This is a genomic window from Herbiconiux oxytropis, assembly GCF_024979315.1.
GTDB lineage: Bacteria > Actinomycetota > Actinomycetes > Actinomycetales > Microbacteriaceae > Herbiconiux > Herbiconiux oxytropis.
The window spans coordinates 257,603-278,076 of record NZ_JANLCK010000003.1 but is presented as its reverse complement, the minus strand read 5'-3'; the positions used below and the strand labels follow the sequence as shown (position 1 = coordinate 278,076).

The following is a 20,474-nucleotide window of genomic DNA, read 5'->3' as shown; positions in this document are numbered from 1 at the left end:
TGTGCCAGAAGCCAGTGTGGCGGCGCGGGCCGGCACGGTGTGATGAGCAATTCCTACTCAACCGATCGGAGAGCGGCCAGCTCGCCCGCGAGCTCCCGGCGCCCGGCGATCCCGAGCTTCTTGTAGATGCGAGCGAGATGGTTGTCGACCGTCCGCACCGAGATCCCGAACTCGGCGGCGAGCTCGGCGCTCGTGCGGAGTGACGCGGCTCCCGAGGCGAGCTGCCACTCGCGGTCCGTGAGCGGCATGACCCGCGGATGCGACTGCCGGCGCCGCGGCGTCATCGAGATCCCGGTGCGCACGGTCCACGAGTCGGCCAGCCGGTGGGCGTGCGAGGCCCGCACGAGGTCGTTGCCGGACTGCTCGGCCACCCAGCGGGCGGCGTCGATCGCCGGCCCGAGCAGTCCGGCGTCGGCGAGCTGCCTGGCCACCGGGAGCACGTCCTGCCGCGAGACGACGGCGCGGGCGTGCCCCTCGCAGAGCGGGAAGGCCTGCCGGGCGGCCACGAGGGTGGGCAGCATCACGGTGGCACCGACCACAGGATCGATCCTGACCGCCTCGTAGGCCACGAGCGCCGCCAGGTACCGGTTGCCCTCCGCCGTGGCCTTGTGCAGCACGGGAGCGAGGCTCCGGATGGCGAAACCCGGACGCCCTGCCGACGCCGACACCCACGCGCGGGCGAGTGCGGCGTAGAGCTCCACCCGAGGATCGCGGATCTCGGCGGGGGTCACCTGGTCGAGCCAGCTGCGGGCCACCGCGAAGCGGCCGGTCCGCGCCGCCACCGCGGCGGAGAGCGCGTCCGCCGCCGGGAGGAGTCCGGCGATGTCGCGCCAGAGCAGGTCGCGGCGGCCCTCGGCGATGAGCTTCCAGGCGCGACCGGGCGATCCGGTGTGCAGTTCGATCATGGCGAGCGCGAACCGCCACATGCCGCGGGCGCTCGGATTCGTCGACTCCGCGGTGGCCAGATTGGTGCGGGCCGCGAGCCTCGCCTCGGCGAAGCGCCCCGTGAACGAGAGCACGAGCAGCTCGGAGAGCTGGAACAGGTCGCGGGCGTTCGGCAGCACCTCGCGGAATCGCTCGCAGGCCTCGAGGCCGCGCGCCACCGCCTCCTCGGCGAGCGCGAGGTCACCGCCCATGGTGTGCAGGCTCGCGGTCAGCTGCAGCAGGTTGAGGTCTGCCGGTGTCTCGACCGGGCCGAGCATCGACAGCACGTCGGCATCGGGTGAGAGCGCCTGCCCGGCCATCACCCGCCACTTCGCGATGTCGTCCTCCACCAGGAGCCGCTTCTCGGGACCCATCCGGTCGAGCACGGCCTCGATGCGCACGATCGCCTGGGCCGGCCGGAGCACCCGGAAGGCGAGGTGGTTGCCGTGCCCCTGCGCGAGGGCCACCGCGAACGGCTCCGCCTCGCCGAACGCGCCCCCCGCCGTCGCGTCGTCGAGCAGGGCCCACGCGGCGTCGAAGTGGGCCGACGCCGCCTCGATCCGGCCCACCTGTGACGAGGCCTGGGCCTCGACGTACTCCCCTGCTGCTCTCAGAAGCGGTGTGTGGCCCCTCTCGACGGCGTGCAGCCCCAGGGTGATGGCGGTGGAGTACCGGCAGGCGCTGAGCTCCTGGTGGGCGAGGTCGAGGAGCGTCTGCGGCGGCACGCAGTGCCCGGCCTTCAACTGCAGGAGGGTCCGCCGCACGCGGTGCTCGGGGTAGCCGTCGAGCATGTCGGCACCGGCGGCGCAGTAGCAGGCGCTCTCGAGATCGGAGACCGTGCCGAGCACCACGGCGGCGTAGAGCGGATGCGAGAGCCGCACCCAGAGACGGCCGTCGGCCTTCACGGTGCTCACCACTCCGAGCGACTCGGCCCGCCGCGTGGCCCGCTCCGAGGCACCGGAGGTGCCGCCCTGCTCCACCGGCACCTCGCCGGCGACCGCGACGAGCGCGAGGAGATCGGCCACGAGCGGGTCGGTGTGCAGCGGATCGTGCGGCAGCGACGCCACGAGGCCGGGCGTGATGTGCGGCCAGCGCTCGCGCCAGGAGCCCGCGTCGTCGTGCAGGTCGGTGGCCACCGCGGCCGCGTCGACGAGCTCCACGAGGGTGCGGGTGCTGCCGGCGGCGAGCCGCACGATCTCCTCGACGGCCACGGTGCCGACGAGGGGCCCCAAGCGGTCCTTGACGAGATCGTGCATGTCGGCCGCAGAGAGCGGGGGAAGCTCGATCACCGTGCTCGCGTGCCGGGAGATGTCCGAGCCCGCCGCCGTGCACGAGACCACGAGGGCCGCCGTGCGCGCCTCCGCGATCTGCTCGAGCACGCAGGCGCTGGCCGGATCGAGCAGGTCGGCGTCGTCGACGACGACGACGGCTCCCGGCCGGTTCACGAGGCGGTGGAGGCCGACCATCGGGGATCCGTCGGCGCTGCTCTCGGTGTCGGGCAGGCCCGCCAGAAGAGGTGCGAGTGCGCCGAGCGGCACGTCGGCGAGGTCGGCACGGCCCCGGATGACGTGCACCGACCACTCGGGGCCGGCGCCGGCCACGACGGCCTCGAGGAAGGCCGTGCGGCCGACCCCCTGGCGCCCGGTGACCAGCACGAACGGGCGCGGTGCCGGCCGTTCCAGCGACCGCAGCGCGTGCCGCAGCAGTCGTTCGCGGCCGTGCAGCCGGCCCGGTCGGGAAGAGATGTCCTGTGTGCTCATGAGTAGGTTCTACTCACCCGGGATCGCCCCCGTCTCGCGGAGAGCCGAGGTTACGTAGGAGCGGGCTCACGATTACGTAGCGCCTGCCTTATCGTGGGACCGTGAACGCTCTGACGGCCAGGCTCATCGTGCTTCTGCGCATCGCCTACATCACCGGGCTCTCGCTCTTCGTCATCGACGTGCTGCTCGCCGTCGGCCTGCAGACGATGCAGTGGCTGATCGGGGCCGACTCGGACGAGGGGACCCCGCTCGACGACGCCATGAACTGGATCGCCGTGATCGCCTTCGGCTTCGTGGTGGTGGGAGCGGTCATCACGATCGTGACGACATCGGAGTTCGCCCGCAACGGCATCGACGTGGATGCGGACACGAACGGCCACTGAAGGACCTGCGGGGATGTCGTGGTGAGGTGCGGTGTTCTGGTGCACCCCCTCGGACTTGAACCGAGAACCCACTGATTAAGAGTCAGTTGCTCTGCCAATTGAGCTAGAGGTGCGTCACCCGGTTACCCGAGCCAGTCGACAACATTAGCACGCTCCGAAGGCCTTCGCGAACCGGGGCCGGATGGCTCTCGTCGAGCCATCCGGACGGAGCCTTATCGGCGGGTCCGGGCTCCATCGGGGCGCCGATGGTGCAGCCCGCGAGCACGAGCACGGAGAGGGCGAGCAGACCGACGGGGACGGTCGGGACGAGGCGCAGGGGCATGCCCCCATCGTCGGGTCGGATGGCCGCAGGGAGTGATGAGCAATCACTGCTCACGGATGCGAAATACTGGACGCATGACAGACACCACCGCGCGCCTCGAACCGGGCCAGGCCGCCCCCGACTTCACCCTCGCCGACCAGAACGGCGTCGAGCGCACCCTCTCCGGCTACCGCGGTGAGCGCGTCATCCTGTACTTCTACCCCGAGGCCGGCACTCCCGGCTGCACCACGCAGGCGTGCGACTTCCGCGACCACCTCAACTCGCTGAAGAGCGCCGGCTACACGGTGCTCGGCGTCTCGCGCGACACCCCCGCCAAGCTCCAACGGTTCGCCGAGGCCGAGGGCCTGAACTTCACCCTGCTCTCGGACCCCGACAAGGCCGTGCACGAGCTCTACGGCGCCTGGGGCGAGAAGTCGCTCTACGGCAAGACGGTCACCGGGGTGCTCCGCTCCACGTTCGTGATCGACGGGCAGGGCGACGTGACGCTCGCGCTCTACAACGTGAAGGCCACCGGCCACGTGGCGTCGCTCCGCAAGAAGCTCAAGCTCGACGCGTAGCGGCCACCACGGGCGGCGAGAACAGCAGGAGCACGGCCAGCACGGCGGGGATCAGCAGGTACCACCCCGCCGACGCTGTGGCCACGATGCCTTGGAAGCAGCCGATCGCGATGACGATCTGCAGCAGCTGCCAGGTGAGCGCCGCCGCTCGCGTCCAGGGCTGCATCCGGAGCGTGTGCACGGCGACGAAGGCGAGGAACACGGCGGCGATCGCGGTGAGCACGAGGATGGCGAGCGCGGTCTCGTAGGAGGCCGGCCGCTCGGTCAGGAGTTCGAACACGAGCCACACGGTGACCCCCGCCATGGCGAGCGCTTCAGCGGCCAGGATGACGGCGAGCAGCACGAGCAGAACCGGTCGGCGACCGGGGGTGCGGTCGGGCCCCGACGATCTTTCATCCGGAGTTCGTGCTTCGTTCATCTGGTCACTCACGCCTGTACTCCGTAGAAAACCCTTGATTTGCAAATACCAGTATGCGACCATATCTGAGGTCAATGTTGCTCACAGTGACGTGAGCGGGTGCAGTCTCCTCTGATTGCAACGTCCACCGTGCCATTGATCTCTCACCCGAATTCCCTCCGGTCAATCGACCGACGCACCCTGGCAACATAAGGAGTACCCGCTATGGATTGGCGCGACAAAGCCGCCTGCCTGACCGCTGACCCGGAACTGTTCTTCCCCGTCGGGAACACCGGACCCGCGGTCGACCAGATCGACAAGGCCAAGACCGTGTGCGCCCGCTGCACCGTCACCGAGGTCTGCCTCCAGTACGCCCTCGAGACCGGACAGGACTCGGGCGTGTGGGGTGGTCTGAGCGAAGACGAGCGGCGCGCTCTGAAGCGTCGAGCGGCACGGGCACGACGCGCCTCCTGACATCCGAAGAACCCACTGACTCCGCGGCGATGCGGCGGAGTCGGTGGGTTCTTTCGTGTGCGCCGGCGCCCAGGTCTCAGCCCTTCTTGAGCCACCGGAACGGGATCTCGATGGTCACGACCGTGCCCGAGCCCACCATGGTGTGCCAGTCGATCGTGCCGCCGAGTTCGCCCTGGATGAGGGTGCGCACGATCTGCGTGCCGAGCCCCGAGCCGACCTTGCCCTCGGGCAGGCCGGTTCCGCTGTCGCGCACCTCGACGGTCAGCAGCTCCTCCGATCGGGAGGCGACGATCTCGACCTCGCCCTCCTGACCCGCGAGCCCGTGCTCCACCGCGTTGGTCACGAGCTCGGTGAGCGCGAGCGCGAGCGGAGTGGCGTACTCGCTCGGCAGCACCCCGAAGCTGCCAGACGACTTCGGGTGCACCGTGGTGTTGTGGGCCGAGGCCACCTCCGCCACGAGCAGCAGCACGCGGTCGAAGACGGTGTCGAAGTCGACGCGCTGGTTGAGGCCCTCCGAGAGGGTGTCGTGCACCACGGCGATGGCGGCGACGCGCCGCATGGCCTGCGTGAGGGCATCCCGCGCTTCGTCGGAGTGCGTGCGGCGGGCCTGGATGCGCAGGAGCGACGCGACGGTCTGCAGGTTGTTCTTCACCCGGTGATGGATCTCCCGGATCGTCGCATCCTTCGTGATGAGCTCGCGCTCCTGGTGGCGGAGCTCCGTCACGTCGCGGCTGAGCACGATGGCGCCGAAGCGGTGGCCGCGGGTGCGGAGCGGGATGGCGCGGAGCGACACGGTCACCCCCCTCGCCTCGATGTCGGTGCGCCACGGCGCGCGGCCGGTGACGACGAGAGGCAGCGACTCGTCGACCACGAGCCGGCCCGAGAGCAGCTGGGTCGTGACCTCGGCGAGGGACTGGCCCTCGAGCTCCCCTGCGAAGCCCATGCGGTTGAAGGCCGAGAGTCCGTTCGGGCTCGCGAACGTGACCACTCCGTCGACATCGAGCCGGATGAGGCCGTCGGAGGCGCGCGGGGCACCCCGGCGCGGGCCCGTGGGGGCGCCGAGGTCGGGGAAGTCGCCGGCGGCGATCATGGCGAACAGGTCGTTGGCGCACTCGTTGAAGGTGAGCTCCTGGCGGCTCGGCGTGCGCGCCTCGCTCAGGTTGGTGTGCCGGGTGATGACGGCGATGGGCTTGTCGGTCGTCGTCTGCTCGGACATCGACAGGCGGCGGAGCACCGGGACGGCCCGCACGCGGGTGGGAGTCTCCTCGTACCAGTCCGGGGCCGCGGTGTCGACGATCTGGGAGCTCTCGAAGGCGTCGGTGACCTGCTTGCGCCACTCCGGCTTGATGGTCTGGCCCACGAAGTCACGGTAGAAGAGGGTGGCCGAGCTCGATGGGCGGGAGTGCGCGACCGCCACGAAGGTGTCGTCGATCGTCGGCACCCAGAGCACGATGTCGGCGAAGGCCAGATCGGCGAGCAGCTGGCAGTCGCTGACGAGCAGGTGCAGCCACTCGACGTCGGCTTCGGTGGAGCTGCCGTGGGCGGTGACGAGGTCGCTGAGAGTTGACACGGGTTCTAGCCTACGGTGCTCTCGAGGGTGACTCCCGTGACCGCGTTTCCCTACGAAGCGGTCACGGGAGCCGTGTGATTCCGACCGGGGCTGCGGTAGGTCGGGGGAACGGGCGCCCCGGCCGGAAGTGTGTGCAGTGCTGTGCTGCGAGTACATTCCATCAGCTGCAGCCGTGGGGGCGTTATGAGCAATTCCCACTCATCCCGACCGCCACTCGTGCGGAATCCACAGGGCACAAACGCTTCTGGACAACCCTGGTCGACACTGGTTGAGTAACAGCCTCCGGAGGGTGCTGAGCATTGCTTACTTCCGGCCGTCGAGCTGAAGGAGCTCCATGAGCGCGCAGACCATCACCCTTCCCCCGCCTCCCACACGAGCGCCCGCACCGCCGCGTGCCCCGGCGATGGCCCCGGCTCCGCCGTCGGCCCGGATCGTGTCCATTCGTCGAGAGCCCGACGCCGATCCGCCTCCGGATCCCCTGCCCGATCCGCGACCGCTCGCCGAGAACCTGGCCCGCTGCGTGATCGAGATCCTCGCCGGCACGAGGGACCTCGATCAGATCGCGCGCTGGCTCAGCACCGACGTGCACGCCCATCTGATGAAGCGCGTGGTGCTGTCGGCACGCGCGCGCCGGGTGCGCGACGAAGCGCCCTCCCGGCCGACCTTCAGCCTGGGCCGGGCGGTCATCTCACAGCCGGGCCCCGGCATCGTGGAGGCCGTCGTGATCGTGCACGGCCGGGCCAGGTCGCGCGCCGTCGCCATCAGGCTCGAGCAGCTGGGGCGGCGCTGGCGGGCCAGCGCCATCCACGTGCTCTGACCCTGGCCCGTTCAGCGACTCAGCGCTTCTTCTTGCCCTGCGCCCGACGCTGCGCGCGGTTCACCGAATCGCCACCGGCGCCACCCGACGCGGATCCACCGCTCGACGAGCTGCCACCGGTCGACTTGCCACCTGTCGACTTGGCGCCCGAGGAGCTCCCACCGGAGGACTTGCCCGAGGGCGAACCTCCGGCCGGACGCTGGCCCTGCGCCGGCTTGCCGCCGTTCGCGGCAGCCGGGCCGCCGGCCCCCGCGCCCGCGCCGCGCACGAAGGCGCTGGCCACGGGAGCGGACTGCTCCTCGGCCTTCTGGGCGCGCGCCGTGGCGGCCTGCTCGATCTGGCCCTTCTGGTTGCGCACCTCGACCCCGCCGGAGTCGCTCGGGGCCGAGAAGCTCAGCTTCTCGGGCGCCGGCGTGGCGGGAGCGAGGCCCTTGGCCTCGACCTTCGGAGCTCCGACCTCGGCGGGCGAGGCGTTGACCTCGACCTCGAGGTTGAAGAGGAACCCGACGGTCTCTTCGCGGATCTGGCCCATCATCGACTGGAAGAGCGCGAAGCCCTCACGCTGGTACTCGACCAGCGGATCGCGCTGCGCCATGGCACGGAGGCCGATGCCGTCCTTGAGGTAGTCCATCTCGTAGAGGTGGTCACGCCAGCGACGGTCGATCACCGAGAGCACCACCCGGCGCTCGAGCTCGCGCATGGCCGCCTCGCCGAGGGTCTCCTCGCGCTTGGCGTAGGCGATCTTGGCGTCGGAGAGGATCTCGCGTGCCACGAAGTCGCGGTTGATCCGCCCCTTGCTGCCGGCCTCGGCCACGACCTCGTCGATCGTGATCGAGATCGGGTAGAGGGTCTTGAGCTCGGCCCACAGGGCGTCGAAGTCCCAGTCGTCACCCGTTCCGGTGCCGGCGTGCTCGGTGATGACCTCGTTCACGACGTCGTCGAGGAAGCGCTGGGTGCGATCCTTGAGGTTGTCGCCCTCGAGGATGTGCCGGCGGTCGCTGTAGATCGCCTCGCGCTGGCGGTTCAGCACGTCGTCGTACTTCAGCACGTTCTTGCGGATCTCGGCGTTGCGGCCCTCGACCTGGGACTGCGCGCTGCGGATGGCGCGCGACACGACCTTGGACTCGATCGCGAGGTCGTCGGGCACGTTGGAGCGGCCCATCAGGCTCTCGGCGGCGCCGGCGTTGAACAGGCGCATGAGGTCGTCGGTGAGCGAGAGGTAGAAGCGGCTCTCACCCGGGTCGCCCTGACGGCCGGAGCGGCCGCGCAGCTGGTTGTCGATGCGGCGCGACTCGTGGCGCTCGGTGCCGAGCACGTAGAGGCCGCCGGCGGCGATGACCTTCTCGGCCTCCTCGTCGACCCCGGCCTTGACCGTGGCGAACACCTCGTCCCACGCCGCCTCGTACTCCTCCGGGGTCTCGACCGGGCTGAGTCCGCGTGCGTTCATCTCGGTGACGGCGAGGAACTCGGCGTTTCCGCCGAGCATGATGTCGGTTCCACGGCCGGCCATGTTGGTGGCGACCGTGACCGAGCCGAGGCGACCGGCCTGGGCCACGATAGCGGCCTCTCGGGCGTGGTTCTTGGCGTTCAGGACCTCGTGGCGCACACCGCGCTTGGCGAGCAGACGCGACAGGTACTCGCTCTTCTCCACGCTCGTGGTTCCCACGAGGACGGGCTGGCCCTTCTCGTGCCGCTCCACGATGTCCTCGACCACCTGGTCGAACTTGGACTGCTCGTTCTTGTACACGAGGTCGGACTGGTCGATGCGCTGCATCGGCCGGTTGGTGGGGATGGAGACGACGCCGAGCTTGTAGGTCGACATGAACTCGGCGGCCTCGGTCTCGGCCGTACCGGTCATGCCGCCGAGCTTCTCGTAGAGCCGGAAGTAGTTCTGCAGGGTGACGGTGGCGAGGGTCTGGTTCTCGGCCTTGACCGCCACGCCCTCCTTCGCCTCGATGGCCTGGTGGATGCCCTCGTTGTAGCGGCGGCCGGCCAGGATGCGGCCGGTGTGCTCGTCGACGATGAGCACCTCGCCGTTCAGCACCACGTAGTCCTTGTCCTTCTTGAACAGGGCGGTGGCCTTGATGGCGTTGTTGAGGAACGAGATCAGGGGGGTGTTGGCCGACTCGTAGAGGTTGTCGATGCCGAGGTAGTCCTCGACCTTCTCGATGCCGGGCTCGAGTACTCCGACGGTGCGCTTCTTCTCGTCGACCTCGAAGTCCTCGTCCGGAACGAGCTTCTTGGCGATCTGGGCGAACTCGTTGAACCAGCGGTTGGCCTCGCCGGAGGCGGGGCCCGAGATGATCAGCGGCGTGCGGGCCTCGTCGATGAGGATCGAGTCGACCTCGTCGACGATCGCGAAGAAGTGGCCGCGCTGCACCATGTCGGAGGCCTGCCAGGCCATGTTGTCGCGCAGGTAGTCGAAGCCGAACTCGTTGTTCGTGCCGTAGGTGATGTCGGCCTCGTACTGCACCCGGCGCTCGGCGGGCGTCTGCCCGGCGAGGATGCAGCCGGTGGTCATGCCGAGGGCGCGGAACACCCGGCCCATGAGCTCGCTCTGATAGCCCGCGAGGTAGTCGTTGACCGTGATGACGTGCACGCCCTTGCCTGCGATGGCGTTGAGGTAGGCGGCCGTGGTGGCCACGAGGGTCTTGCCCTCACCGGTCTTCATCTCGGCGATGTTGCCGAGGTGGAGGGCGGCGCCACCCATGAGCTGCACATCGAAGTGGCGAAGACCCAGCGTGCGCCGGGAGGCCTCGCGCACCGCGGCGAAGGCCTCGGGCAGCAGGTGGTCGAGGCTCTCGCCGTTCTCGAAGCGCTCGCGCAGCCGCGGGGTCTCGTCTTTGAGCTCCTCGTCGGTCAGGCCCTGGAAGTCCTCCTCCAGGGCGTTGATCGCCTTCGCGAAGTTCTGGAGCTTGCGAAGGGTGCGACCCTCGCCGACGCGAAGGACCTTTTCAAGAACTGAGGCCACGGAGTTTCTCCTACTGCAAGTCGTCGCTGCGCTGTGCGCGCAAGCCTAAGACATACTAGTTGCTCCTGTCTGAGCGCCGGGGGCGCAGCAGCTGAGCGCTCGGGGAGAGTCTCCGTGGCCTCGGTGAGGTGTCTGCGCTAGCGGACGGTCACCCCCACGGTCTCGTTCTCGAGCTCGACGAACGGGTCGGCGTTCTCATCGAGGGCGATGACCCCGTAGTCCCAGCCCTTGCGCCGGTAGACGACGCTCGGCCTCGACGATTCGGAGTCGATGAAGATGTAGAAGTCGTGGCCCACGAGTTCCATGTGGTAGAGCGCGTCGTCGACCGTCATCGGCGTGGCGCCGAAGACCTTCTTGCGGATGACGACGGGGCTGTAGACCTCTTCTTCGGACTCGGCGGCGTCCTCGCCCGTCGGGGCGGCCTCGCTCGTGCCGTTCAGCAGCAGGTCGACGTCCGCCGGCTGCACGTCGATCACGGCGAACCCGCCGGTGCTCGCCTCGTGCAGCGACACGGGACGATGCTGTCCGCGATGCACCTTCTTGCGGTCCTTCGCCCGGCGCACGCGCTGCATGAGCTTGGCGATCGCGAGGTCGAAGGCGGCGTACTTGTCGCTCGCCGCGCTCTCTGCCCGCACGAGCGGACCGGGGCCGATGAGCGTCAGCTCCACCCGGTCGTCACCGCTCTGCACACCCGCAGCGGAGTTGTGACGGCTCACCTTGATCTCGAGCACCTGCGCCTTGTCGGCGAGATGGGCCACCTTGTCGGCCTTCTCGGTCGCGTACTCACGGAAACGATCCGTGATCCCTAGGTTTCTACCAGTGATGTTGACGTCCATGGAGACCTCCTAGCCGTTGTGGATGGCGCCGGTTGCGTCTCAGACGGGAACCTTCGCGCCTTGTGGGGTTCACGCTAGTACGAGCACCCCGAAGTGTCACCGCTTAATCTCCTGCCGATCGACTTGCGTTCACCTGTGCGTCGCCGGCCCCCCGGTGTGTCGCCGCGGAGTGTGTGCAAGGCAGGCGGCCGCCACCACCTCACTGCCCGCCGCCCGCACCGCCCTTGCGGCTTCGGCGAGCGTGGCGCCGGTGGTCACGACGTCGTCGACCAGGAGGACGGGCCGGCCTTCGAAGGGGCCGTTGGCGCGGAGCGCACCGTGCAGGTTGGTGCCGCGTTCGGAGGAGGAGAGTCCGGCCTGGTCGCGCACGGAGCGCGCCAGCACGAGTCGCGAGGAGCGCGAGACCGGATGGCCCGCACGGCGCAGCAGCTCGTCGACGGGCCGGAATCCGCGGCGGCGCACAGCTCGCGGCGAGGAGGGCACAGCAACGAGGAGGAGCCCTGGGCGGGACGGCAGGCCGGTCAGCGCGAGCCCCACGGATGCGGCCAGCGCCGGCGCGAGCGCCGCGAGCGCATCCGTCCGCCCTCGCTCCTTCACCGCCCCGAGCACCCCGGCCACCACGCCCTGGTACTCGAGTGCGGCCAGAACGGGGAACCCCAGGCCCCGGCCCTCCGCCTCGAGCGGGGCAGGCTCGAGGTGCGGGCGGCAGGAGGCGCACACCCCGTACCGGAGGCGCGCCTCCTCGGCGTCGGCTCCGCACCCGGCGCACCCCGTGGGCACGAGCACCCCCGCCGCCTCCGCGAGCCAGCCTCTCCACCACCCGGCCCGGTCGCGCATCCGCTCATCATGGCGGGGGCGCGAACCGCGTGGATGGACAGCCCACGACCGGTGGAGAACGGTCAGTTCTGCACAGCCAGACGGCCGATGCCTCCCGCTGCGGTCTGCCACGCACTTCCCCGCTGCTGCAGCAGACCGCCCTCGGCCGAGAGCACCCGCAGACCGTCGAGGTCGTTGCCACCGGCGATCGCCACGGCGCCCGTGGGAGAGCCGAGCGAGGTGCTGCGACCGCCGAGCGTCTGCGTGGTCGCACGCGCCTCGCCCGAAGCCAACCGGGTGACCGAGGCGACCGAGAGCTGATCCACCCAGGTCGCACCCACCGGGGTGCCCGGCGTCGTGCGGAGCTCCACCGGCCGGCCGAGCTGCTGGGGCACACCGTCCTGGTTGCGGATGACCGCGGCGACGACGAGCTTGGGGACTCCGTCGACCGAGAGGAACGCGAGAGCCCTGGTGCCGTCGCGCGAGATCTCGAAGCTCGTGATGGAGGACGCCCCGTCCCAGTTGGTGGGAACGGCGGGCACCGTGCCCTCGGGACCGAAGGCCGAGAGCTCGGTGGGACTGCCGGCGGGCACGGACCAGACGTAGCCGAAGGGATCGACGGCGGGAGCGATGAGTGCGGGCCGCTGATCGAGCAGCACGGGCGCCTCACCCGTCCGCACCGCGTACACGCCCCCCGCCGCGGCTCCCGCCGCCGCCAGGCCCGCGGTCTCGGAGTAGGCCGCCGAGACCGGCTGGAGCGACTCCACGCCCGCGCTGATGCCCTGGATGCCCGCCACGCTCGCGCCGGCCAGGTAGCCGAACGCTCCATCGCGCACCACGAGCGGGCGGGAGTCGACGCGGGTGGACGGCTCGGGCGCGAGTGCCGGAGCCGCGGGGATCGGCACGATGTTCTGATCGACCGAGATCGCGATGTTCGAGGCCGAGGCCAGGTCGCTGAGGCTCGCGGAGAGCTGGCGCTGCATGCGCTGGAGGTCGACCGCGTCGGCCTCCAGCACGTTGCCGGAGAGCTCGACCTGCGTCTGCCCGCCGGCTGTGACCACCGCCGGGGTGATGGTGCCGTCGGGGAACGCGGTGACCACTGCGCCGTCGCCGAGCCAGGCGGAGGGGCCGGCGAGCAGGGCGCGCACCACGCGGGTTCCGACGGCCGTCGAGGTGGGGAACCACCGCAGATCCGGCACGAGGTAGGTGAACGTGGGGTCGTAGAAGTAGAGGGCGTGGGCGGTGAAGACCTGGTCGAAGAAGAGCTCCTCGATCACGATGCCGTCGGCGAGATCGTTGATGCGCCACTCGCCGTCGACCTGCGTGAAGCCGAACTGCAAGGCTGTCGGGGCACCGGGCCCCGTCTCGGTGTAGGAGCCGTTGCCGTCGACCCGTGCGACCTCCGAGACGCTGATCTGCAGCGTCGTGTCGTTCAGCGACGTCGCCGGCCGGGGGCCTGAGTCGACCGTGGTGCCCTGGTTCGGCCGCCACACGTCGGCCGCATCGTCGGTGAGGTAGCGGCGGGCGATCGCGTAATCGTCCTGCGGGCTCTTGGCGGCCAGGATGAAGCCGTTGAGGATCTCCTGCTGGGTGGCGCCGGCCGTCGGGTCTGCCGCCAGGAAGATCACATCGATGTCGTCGTCGGTGCCGATCGCGTCGCCGGTCTCGACCTGGCCGGCGCGCGGGATGCCGCTGCAGGCGGACAGCACGACGAGGAGGAGGGCCGCCAGGACGGCGGCGGCTGTTCTCTGCGCACGCTCAGTCATCGTCGCCTCCCTGGGCGGGTGTGGATCCGGTCGAGGAGGCGACCGGTGTGTGCGGCCTCAGCTCGGCGACGGCGGGGACCTCGCCGAAGGCGTCGGCGGGCTCGAGCGGCAGCGGCGGCTCGCCGATCATGCGGCCCTGGATGCGCGGCAGCGTGAGCCGGAAGCAGCTGCCCGCGCCGGGCCGCGACCACACCTCGAGGGCTCCGCCGTGCAGCGTCGCGTCCTCGAGCGAGATCGCGAGGCCGAGGCCCGTGCCCCCGATCGTGCGCTTGCGCGAGGGATCGGCGCGCCAGAAGCGGTCGAACACGCGCTCGGCCTCCTCCTCGCTCATGCCGCTGCCGTAGTCGCGCACCGAGAGCGCGACCGAGCGCTCGTCGCTGTCGACGCTCACCACGATGGGCTTGCCCTCGCCGTGCTCGATGGCGTTGCCGAGCAGGTTGCGCACGATCCGGCGGATGCGACGACCGTCGACCTCCGCCTCGAAGTAGCCGCCGGGCGCCACGAGCCGCAGCGGCGAGCCGGCCTGCTCGGCGAGCGACTCCATGCCCTCCACCGCGTCCTCCGCGAGCCGCACGAGGTTGGTGGGCTCGGTGTCGAGCGAGGCGGATCCGGCGTCGAAGCGGCTGATCTCGAGGAGGTCGGACAGCAGCACCTCGAACCGCTCGGTCTGGGTGTGCAGGAGCTCGGCGGTGCGGCCGGTCGCGGGCGGGAAGGACTCGCGCTGGTCGTAGAGCACATCGCCCGCGAGCCGGATGGTGGTGAGCGGGGTGCGGAGCTCGTGCGAGACGTCGGAGACGAACCGCTGCTGCACCTGCGAGAGATCGGCCAGCTGGGTGATCTGCGACTGCATGCTGTCGGCCATCCCGTTGAAGGAGCGCGCGAGCGTGCTGATCACGTCGTCGCCGCGCTCCGGGATGCGCACCTCGAGCTGGCCTGCCGCGAGCTTCTCGCTCGTCTCGGCCGCCACCCGGATCGGCTCGACGACGAGCCGCACGATCAGCCAGGCCACGAGACCGATCAGGATGATGAGCGCGAGGCCGCCGAGCCACAGGGTCTGCTGCACGAACAGCAGCGTCTGCTCCGCCTCGGCGAGGTTGTAGCCGATGTAGAGCTCGAAGGCGCCGGCACCGGGGATGGTGAGGGGCGAGCCCACGATGATGCCGGGATCCGTGCCGCCCTGCTGGTCGTCGAGCGGCACGGACTGCCAGTGCTGCTGCGCTCCCTCGGGAGTGTCGGCCACGGCGGCGCGCAGCTCGGGGCTGATGACACCTGCGCGCGCGAGCTCCGGGCTCGCGAACGAGAGCACCGTGGTGGAGCTCGAGGTCTGGCCCGGGGTCGCGTAGAGGGCGATCAGGCGGCTCGACGACGAGGCGATGATGGCCGACTTGGCCGAGGAGAGCAGGGAGAGCGTGGAGGCCTCGCCCGATGCATCCGCCGAGTCGAAGATGGTCTGGGCCGCGGTGGCCGCGTTCTTCGACTCGACCAGCACCTGGTTCAGGCGCGACTGGAAGAGATCGTTGCCGATCGAGATCGACATGTAGGTGCCCGTGACGGCCATGGCGAGGGTCGACAGCACGACCGTGATGACGATGGTGCGGAACTGCAGGGAGCGTCGCCACACCCCCACGAGGCGCCGGGGCCAGCCGCGCCACCCCCTGGCGCCCTGCACGAGGGCAGGGCCCAGACGGCTCGACCGCTGCGGCACGGCGCGCGCGCCGGAGCGCTCGCTCACGACGGGCTCAGGATGCTCCGGCGCGGTAGCCCACGCCGCGCACGGTCATCACGATCTTCGGGTTGTCGGGATCCTCCTCGACCTTCGCGCGGAGCCGCTGCACGTGCACGTTGACCAGGCGGGTGTCGGCCTTGTAGTGGTAGCCCCAGACCTGCTCGAGCAGCATCTCGCGGGTGAAGACCTGCTGCGGCTTCGAGGCGAGGGCGAGCAGCAGGTCGAACTCGAGCGGCGTGAGGTTGACCCGCTCGGCGCCGCGCTTGACCTCGTGCCCGGCGACATCGAGCGTGAGGTCGCCGACCTGCAGCAGATCAGGTGTCGACTCGGGGGTGGGGCGCAGGCGTGTGCGGATGCGCGCCACGAGCTCCTTGGGGTTGAAGGGCTTCACGACGTAGTCGTCGGCGCCGGACTCGAGACCCTTCACCACGTCCGATGTGTCGGTTCGGGCCGTGAGCATGATGATGGGGGTGCCGGACTCGGCGCGGATGAGTCCGCAGACCTCGATGCCGTCGAGGCCAGGGAGCATCAGGTCGAGGAGCACCAGATCGGGCTTGGCGTCGCGGAAGGCGGCGAGCGCCTCGGCCCCGTCGGCGCAGAACACCGGGTCGAAGCCCTCGGCGCGCAGCACGATGCCGATCATCTCCGCAAGGGCCGTGTCGTCGTCGACAACGAGAATGCGAGGGTCCATGGCGATCAGCGTAGCCGAGCACTTCTCGACGGATGCCGAGAAAACTCGGGGCGAGTATGAAAGCATGGAAAGCCAGGACGTGGTCGGTCGACACCGGCGCTGGGGGTTAGAGGAACAGCGATGAGCGAGAACGACACGTGGGCCGCGCCGGGGGCCGAGAACCCGCCGCCGCCGCGACTCGAGAAGCCGCGGTACGGGGAGTACGCCCCGCCGCCACCATCGGCTGAGCAGCCGCTGCCGCAGCAGGCCCCGGCGTACGGGCAGTACCCGCCTCCCCCGCCGCCGCACGGGCAGTACCCGCCGCCGCCGCAGTATGGCCAGCCCGCGCCGCCGCCGCAGTACGGCCAGCCGGCGTTCGATCCGTACGGCCCTCCCCCCACGGGCACGCCTGCCTGGGCCCAGCAGGGCTACGCGCAGCCGGCCCCCACCGGCTGGGCTCCCCCGCCCAAGCCAGGGCTCATCCCGCTGCGGCCGCTCGGCTTCGGCACACTGCTCGCCGCCCCCTTCCAGGTCGTGCGCCGGAACCCCAAGGCCACCTTCGGCAGCGGCCTCATCGTGCAGCTGCTCGTGGTGGTCGCCACCGTCGTCTTCGTCGGAGCCGCCGCCGTCTGGGCGGGAGCCCGCGCCGCCTCCGCGGCCGGGAGCGACCTCGACGCCATCGAGGCCGGGAACGTCGCCATCATCCTGGTGTCGGTGCTCGTGCCGCTCGCGCTCTCGCTCTTCGCCTCCGCCCTCCTCCAGGCGGTGCTCGTGCTCGAGGTGGCCCGCGCCACGCTCGGTGAGAAGCGCAGGCTCGGCGAGCTCTGGAAGGCGGCGTTCCGGCGCATCCTGCCGCTCACCGGCTGGTTCGCGCTGATCGCGCTGGCCGTGGTGATCGTGCTCGGCATCGTCGTGGGACTCATCGTGATCGCCACCGTCACCGGGCCCGCGGGCATCGCCGTGGCCGTCATCGGCATCGTGCTGATCGGCCTCGCCACGATCGCCGCCTCCGTCTGGCTCGGCACCAAGCTCGCGCTCGTGCCGAGCGTCATCGTGCTCGAGCGGCTCGGCGTGGGCGCGGCCATGCGCCGTTCCTGGTCGCTCACGCGCGGGCACTTCTGGCGCACCTTCGGGGTGATCGCCCTCGTCTCGCTCATCCTGAACTTCGCTTCGCAGCTGCTGTCGACGCCGTTCTCGTTCCTCATCCCGATCGTCGCGGCGCTCATCGACCCCAACAACTCGGGCACGGGCATCGTCGCGATCATCGTCCTCTACTTCGTCTTCCTGGCCTTCACCATCATCATCTCGGCGCTGGCCGCCGTGGTGCAGGCGGCCACGGTCGCGGTGGTCTACCTCGACCTGCGGATGCGCACCGAGGGTCTCGACATCGAGCTCACCCGCTTCGTCGAGTCGCGCCAGGACGGCGACGAGTCCTGGCCCGACCCCTACCTGCCGCGGCCAGCCGGCTGATCCCGTGCTCATCCGTGACGTGCCTGTGGAGCCGGATGCCGAGACCGCTCGCGACTGGCTCCTCGGCGAGCTCTCGAAGCCGCCCTACCAGGCCGCCCGCCCGAGCTGGTTCGACCGCATCGCTCAGGCCATAGGCGACTGGCTCGACTCGCTGCGGGTGCCGGACGGCGCAGGGCTCTCGGGGCTCGTGCCGCTCATCGTGGTGCTCGTCGTGGTGGCGCTCATCGTGGTCGCGTTCCTCGTGTTCGGCCGGCCGCGGCTGAACCGGCGCAGCCAGGTGAAGCCGGGGGCTCTCTTCGGTGCCGACGACGCACGGTCGGCCGCAGAGCTGCGCGCCTCGGCTGCCCGCGCCGCCGCGCAGGGCGACTTCACGGTGGCGGTGGAGGAGGCGTTCCGCGCTCTCGCCCGCCAGCTCGCCGAGCGCACGGTCGTGCTCACCGCTCCGGGAACGACGGCCCGCGACTTCGCATTGCGCGCGGGAGAGGCCTTCCCCGGCCGGCGTGACGAGCTCGGCGGATGCGCCGGACTCTTCGACGGCGTGCGCTACCTCGACGAGCCCGGCACCCGAGGCGACTACGACCGCATCTCGGCCCTCGACCGGCAGCTGCAGATCGAGCGGCCCGCCGCCCTCGAGCGCGTCGACCACGAGGTCGTGCGGTGAGCGCGAAGACCGGCCTGAAGCGCACCCCCGGCTCGCCGACGCCGGCGGTCGCCGAGACCCCTCGCGTGCGCTCGAGCGCGCGCCGCAGCCTCTTCTGGATCGTCGCCGTCGTCGCCGCGCTCGTCTTCTCCGTGTTCACGATCGCCCTCACCGCCTCGTCGAACCCCGACACCGACCGCTACTCCCTCGAGAACGCCGGCCCCTCGGGCTCCCGGGCCGTCGCCGAGGTGCTGCGGCAGCAGGGCGTCGACGTCGTGGGCGCCGCGAGCCTCGCCGAGGCCACCGACGCGCTCGAGACGGCTGACGACGGCGTGACCCTCCTCTTCTCCGACGTCTACGGCTATCTCGACGACGACCGCCGGGCGGAGCTCGCCCGCGCCGTGCGTGACAGCGGGGCCGAGCTCGTGCTGCTCGAGCCGTGGTCGAGCGACCTCGACGTGCTGGCGCCCGGTGTCGCCAATGCCGGCTCCCCCGACGGCGACGGCTCCGTCGAGGCGGGCGAGGGATGTCGCGTCGACGCCGCCGAGCGCGCCGGCACCATCACGGCCCCGAACGCCACCTACCGGCCGATCGCCTCGGGTGGCGATGCCGACGGCGGCGAGATCGAGACCTGCTTCCTGGCCGGCACGGGCGACAGCGGAGACGCCTTCGCGCTCATCCGCTCGACCACGGCCAACGGCACCGTCACGGTGTTCGGCGGGGGCGATTCGCTCACCAACGATCTCGTGGCCCAGGAGGGCAACGCAGCCCTCGCCCTGGGCCTGCTCGGCGGAGAGCAGACGCTCGTCTGGTACATCCCGGGCGGCGACGACCTGGGCGGCGACGGCGAGGCCCCTGAGACCCTCGGATCGCTCACGCCGCCCTGGGTGACCCCCGTGCTTCTCCTGCTCGTGCTCGTCACCGTCGCCGCCGGCATCTGGCGCGGGCGGCGGTTCGGGCCGGTCGTGGTCGAGAACCTGCCCGTCACCGTGCGGGCGAGCGAGACCATGGAGGGCCGCGCCCGCCTCTACGCCAAGCACGGCGCCCACGGCCGCGCGCTCGACGCCGTGCGCATCGGCACCATCACCCGACTCACCTCGATGCTCGCGCTGCCGAGGCACGCCGGGGTCGTGGAGGTCAGCCGGTCGGTCGCCGCGGTGACCGGGCGGCACGTCGACGAGGTCTACGACGTGCTCGTCGGGTCCATCCCGCGCACCGAGGCCGAGCTGCTCGAGATCTCGGACCGCCTGCTGCGGCTCGAGCAGGAGGTGCAGCGTGCGACGACACCACGATGACGCCTCGCCTCGCCGACCCCTTTACTCAGACCGTGACAGCACCGCGACAGTGAGGACATCCGGATGACCGACATCACCACCCCCCAGGGCACCCCGCCCGCCTCCTCGTCTCCCTCGCCGGAGCAGCTGAGGCAGAGCCTCGCGCGCGTGCGCACCGAGGTGGGCAAAGCCGTCGTGGGGCAGGACGGCGCGGTCACGGGGCTCATCATCGCGCTGCTCGCCCGCGGGCACGTGCTGCTGGAGGGCGTGCCCGGTGTCGCCAAGACGCTGCTCGTGCGCTCGCTCAGCCAGGCACTCAGCCTCGACACCAAGCGGGTGCAGTTCACCCCGGATCTGATGCCGGGCGACATCACCGGCTCCCTCATCTACGACGCGAAGGCCGGCGAGTTCTCGTTCCGCGAAGGCCCGGTGTTCACCAACATCCTGCTCGCCGACGAGATCAACCGCACTCCGCCGAAGACGCAATCGGCGCTGCTCGAAGCCATGGAGGAGCGGCAGGTGAGCGCCGACGGCATCACCCGGGCCCTGCCCGATCCGTTCCTCGTGGCCGCCACGCAGAACCCCATCGAGTACGAGGGCACGTACACGCTGCCGGAAGCCCAGCTCGACCGGTTCCTGCTGAAGCTCGTGCTCGACCTGCCCGAGCGCGAGGTGGAGGTGGCCGTGCTCGAGCGGCACGCCCGCGGATTCAACCCGCGCGACCTCGTGGGCGCGGGCGTCACCCCCGTGCTGAGCGCCGCCGAGCTCACCTTCGCGCAGCAGGACGTGCAGCGCGTGCAGGCCACGCCCGACGTGCTCGCCTACATCGTCGACCTCGCGAGGGCCACCCGGCAGAGCCCCTCGGTCAAGCTCGGTGTGAGCCCCCGTGGCTCCACCGCGCTGCTCGCCGCGGCGAAGGCCTGGGCGTGGCTGAACGGTTCGCCCGGCATCACCCCCGACCACGTGCAGGCGATGGTGCTGCCCGTGCTCCGCCACCGCATCCAGCTGCGGCCCGAGGCCGAGCTCGAAGGGGTCTCGGTCGATTCGATCCTGCGGTCGATACTGACGCAGGTGCGGGTGCCGATTTGATTGCGCCAGAAA

17 protein-coding genes and 1 tRNA gene are annotated in these 20,474 nt (G+C 70.6%); 8 read left to right on the top strand and 10 right to left on the bottom strand.

Annotated features, from left to right (window positions below):
* Positions 1-53 precede the first annotated feature (53 nt).
* The gene (locus N1028_RS07120) at positions 54-2,684 is read right to left on the bottom strand and encodes a helix-turn-helix transcriptional regulator (protein WP_259526219.1); all 2,631 of its coding nucleotides are present in this window, start codon (positions 2,682-2,684) and stop codon (positions 54-56) included.
* 101 nt (positions 2,685-2,785) lie between these two features.
* Here N1028_RS07120 and N1028_RS07115 point away from each other — a divergent pair, with 101 nt between their 5' ends.
* A complete protein-coding gene (locus N1028_RS07115) occupies positions 2,786-3,067 on the top strand; it encodes a hypothetical protein (protein WP_259526218.1) in 282 nt (93 codons plus the stop codon).
* 37 nt (positions 3,068-3,104) lie between these two features.
* Here the strand turns inward: N1028_RS07115 and N1028_RS07110 are convergent.
* Positions 3,105-3,180: transfer RNA gene (locus N1028_RS07110), tRNA-Lys, on the bottom strand.
* Positions 3,181-3,463: 283 nt separating this feature from the next.
* Here N1028_RS07110 and bcp point away from each other — a divergent pair.
* Positions 3,464-3,946 carry a thioredoxin-dependent thiol peroxidase gene (gene bcp, locus N1028_RS07105; RefSeq protein WP_259526217.1) on the top strand — a complete coding sequence of 161 codons (483 nt, stop codon included), beginning with the start codon at positions 3,464-3,466 and terminating at the stop codon, positions 3,944-3,946.
* Here the strand turns inward: bcp and N1028_RS07100 are convergent.
* The gene (locus N1028_RS07100; RefSeq protein WP_259526216.1) at positions 3,930-4,364 is read right to left on the bottom strand and encodes a hypothetical protein; all 435 of its coding nucleotides are present in this window, start codon (positions 4,362-4,364) and stop codon (positions 3,930-3,932) included. The genes bcp and N1028_RS07100 overlap by 17 nt on opposite strands.
* A 204-nt stretch (positions 4,365-4,568) precedes the next feature.
* On the opposite strand from N1028_RS07100, the gene N1028_RS07095 reads away from it, so the two are divergent.
* Positions 4,569-4,817, top strand: coding sequence for a WhiB family transcriptional regulator (locus N1028_RS07095; RefSeq protein WP_104242899.1), 249 nt, complete (start codon positions 4,569-4,571; stop codon positions 4,815-4,817).
* Positions 4,818-4,893: 76 nt separating this feature from the next.
* Here N1028_RS07095 and N1028_RS07090 read toward each other — a convergent pair whose 3' ends face one another.
* Positions 4,894-6,387 carry a sensor histidine kinase gene (locus tag N1028_RS07090; RefSeq protein WP_259526215.1) on the bottom strand — a complete coding sequence of 498 codons (1,494 nt, stop codon included), beginning with the start codon at positions 6,385-6,387 and terminating at the stop codon, positions 4,894-4,896.
* A 334-nt stretch (positions 6,388-6,721) separates the two neighbouring features.
* Here N1028_RS07090 and N1028_RS07085 point away from each other — a divergent pair, with 334 nt between their 5' ends.
* A complete protein-coding gene (locus N1028_RS07085) occupies positions 6,722-7,204 on the top strand; it encodes an Rv3235 family protein (protein WP_259526214.1) in 483 nt (160 codons plus the stop codon).
* Between the two features lie 19 nt (positions 7,205-7,223).
* On the opposite strand, the gene secA is transcribed toward N1028_RS07085, so the two are convergent.
* From secA to mtrA, 6 genes are all read right to left on the bottom strand, one after another.
* Positions 7,224-10,175: a preprotein translocase subunit SecA gene (gene secA / locus N1028_RS07080; protein WP_259526213.1), complete on the bottom strand. Its 2,952-nt coding sequence runs from the start codon at positions 10,173-10,175 to the stop codon at positions 7,224-7,226.
* 137 nt (positions 10,176-10,312) lie between these two features.
* A complete protein-coding gene (gene hpf, locus N1028_RS07075; protein ID WP_259526212.1) occupies positions 10,313-11,011 on the bottom strand; it encodes a ribosome hibernation-promoting factor, HPF/YfiA family in 699 nt (232 codons plus the stop codon).
* Between the two features lie 129 nt (positions 11,012-11,140).
* The gene (locus N1028_RS07070; RefSeq protein ID WP_259526211.1) at positions 11,141-11,848 is read right to left on the bottom strand and encodes a ComF family protein; all 708 of its coding nucleotides are present in this window, start codon (positions 11,846-11,848) and stop codon (positions 11,141-11,143) included.
* A 62-nt stretch (positions 11,849-11,910) separates the two neighbouring features.
* Positions 11,911-13,593: an LpqB family beta-propeller domain-containing protein gene (locus N1028_RS07065; protein ID WP_259526210.1), complete on the bottom strand. Its 1,683-nt coding sequence runs from the start codon at positions 13,591-13,593 to the stop codon at positions 11,911-11,913.
* Positions 13,586-15,262 (bottom strand): MtrAB system histidine kinase MtrB, encoded by a 1,677-nt coding sequence (gene mtrB, locus N1028_RS07060; protein ID WP_259526561.1) that lies wholly within the window; start codon positions 15,260-15,262, stop codon positions 13,586-13,588. The genes N1028_RS07065 and mtrB overlap by 8 nt, the downstream gene beginning before the upstream one ends.
* A gap of 70 nt (positions 15,263-15,332) precedes the next feature.
* Positions 15,333-16,010 (bottom strand): MtrAB system response regulator MtrA, encoded by a 678-nt coding sequence (mtrA, locus tag N1028_RS07055; protein ID WP_259526209.1) that lies wholly within the window; start codon positions 16,008-16,010, stop codon positions 15,333-15,335.
* A 120-nt stretch (positions 16,011-16,130) separates the two neighbouring features.
* Between mtrA and N1028_RS07050 the strand changes: the two genes are divergently transcribed.
* From N1028_RS07050 to N1028_RS07035, 4 genes are all read left to right on the top strand, one after another.
* Positions 16,131-17,459: a glycerophosphoryl diester phosphodiesterase membrane domain-containing protein gene (locus N1028_RS07050; protein WP_259526208.1), complete on the top strand. Its 1,329-nt coding sequence runs from the start codon at positions 16,131-16,133 to the stop codon at positions 17,457-17,459.
* A gap of 4 nt (positions 17,460-17,463) precedes the next feature.
* Positions 17,464-18,120: a DUF4129 domain-containing protein gene (locus tag N1028_RS07045; protein ID WP_259526207.1), complete on the top strand. Its 657-nt coding sequence runs from the start codon at positions 17,464-17,466 to the stop codon at positions 18,118-18,120.
* Positions 18,117-19,394 carry a DUF4350 domain-containing protein gene (locus N1028_RS07040; protein WP_259526206.1) on the top strand — a complete coding sequence of 426 codons (1,278 nt, stop codon included), beginning with the start codon at positions 18,117-18,119 and terminating at the stop codon, positions 19,392-19,394. Before N1028_RS07045 ends, N1028_RS07040 begins: the two co-directional genes overlap by 4 nt.
* Positions 19,395-19,457: 63 nt before the next feature.
* Positions 19,458-20,462 (top strand): AAA family ATPase, encoded by a 1,005-nt coding sequence (locus tag N1028_RS07035; RefSeq protein WP_259526205.1) that lies wholly within the window; start codon positions 19,458-19,460, stop codon positions 20,460-20,462.
* Positions 20,463-20,474: the final 12 nt, after the last annotated feature.

What these genes read in the sequence shown, in the direction of transcription:
- N1028_RS07120 (WP_259526219.1), bottom strand. Translation starts at nt 2,684, where the DNA reads ATGAGCACACAGGACATCTCTTCCCGACCGGGCCGGCTGCACGGCCGC.
- bcp (WP_259526217.1), top strand. Translation starts at nt 3,464, where the DNA reads ATGACAGACACCACCGCGCGCCTCGAACCGGGCCAGGCCGCCCCCGAC.
- N1028_RS07100 (WP_259526216.1), bottom strand. Translation starts at nt 4,364, where the DNA reads ATGAACGAAGCACGAACTCCGGATGAAAGATCGTCGGGGCCCGACCGC.
- N1028_RS07095 (WP_104242899.1), top strand. Translation starts at nt 4,569, where the DNA reads ATGGATTGGCGCGACAAAGCCGCCTGCCTGACCGCTGACCCGGAACTG.
- N1028_RS07085 (WP_259526214.1), top strand. Translation starts at nt 6,722, where the DNA reads ATGAGCGCGCAGACCATCACCCTTCCCCCGCCTCCCACACGAGCGCCC.
- hpf (WP_259526212.1), bottom strand. Translation starts at nt 11,011, where the DNA reads ATGGACGTCAACATCACTGGTAGAAACCTAGGGATCACGGATCGTTTC.
- N1028_RS07070 (WP_259526211.1), bottom strand. Translation starts at nt 11,848, where the DNA reads ATGCGCGACCGGGCCGGGTGGTGGAGAGGCTGGCTCGCGGAGGCGGCG.
- N1028_RS07065 (WP_259526210.1), bottom strand. Translation starts at nt 13,593, where the DNA reads ATGACTGAGCGTGCGCAGAGAACAGCCGCCGCCGTCCTGGCGGCCCTC.
- mtrA (WP_259526209.1), bottom strand. Translation starts at nt 16,010, where the DNA reads ATGGACCCTCGCATTCTCGTTGTCGACGACGACACGGCCCTTGCGGAG.
- N1028_RS07050 (WP_259526208.1), top strand. Translation starts at nt 16,131, where the DNA reads ATGAGCGAGAACGACACGTGGGCCGCGCCGGGGGCCGAGAACCCGCCG.
- N1028_RS07035 (WP_259526205.1), top strand. Translation starts at nt 19,458, where the DNA reads ATGACCGACATCACCACCCCCCAGGGCACCCCGCCCGCCTCCTCGTCT.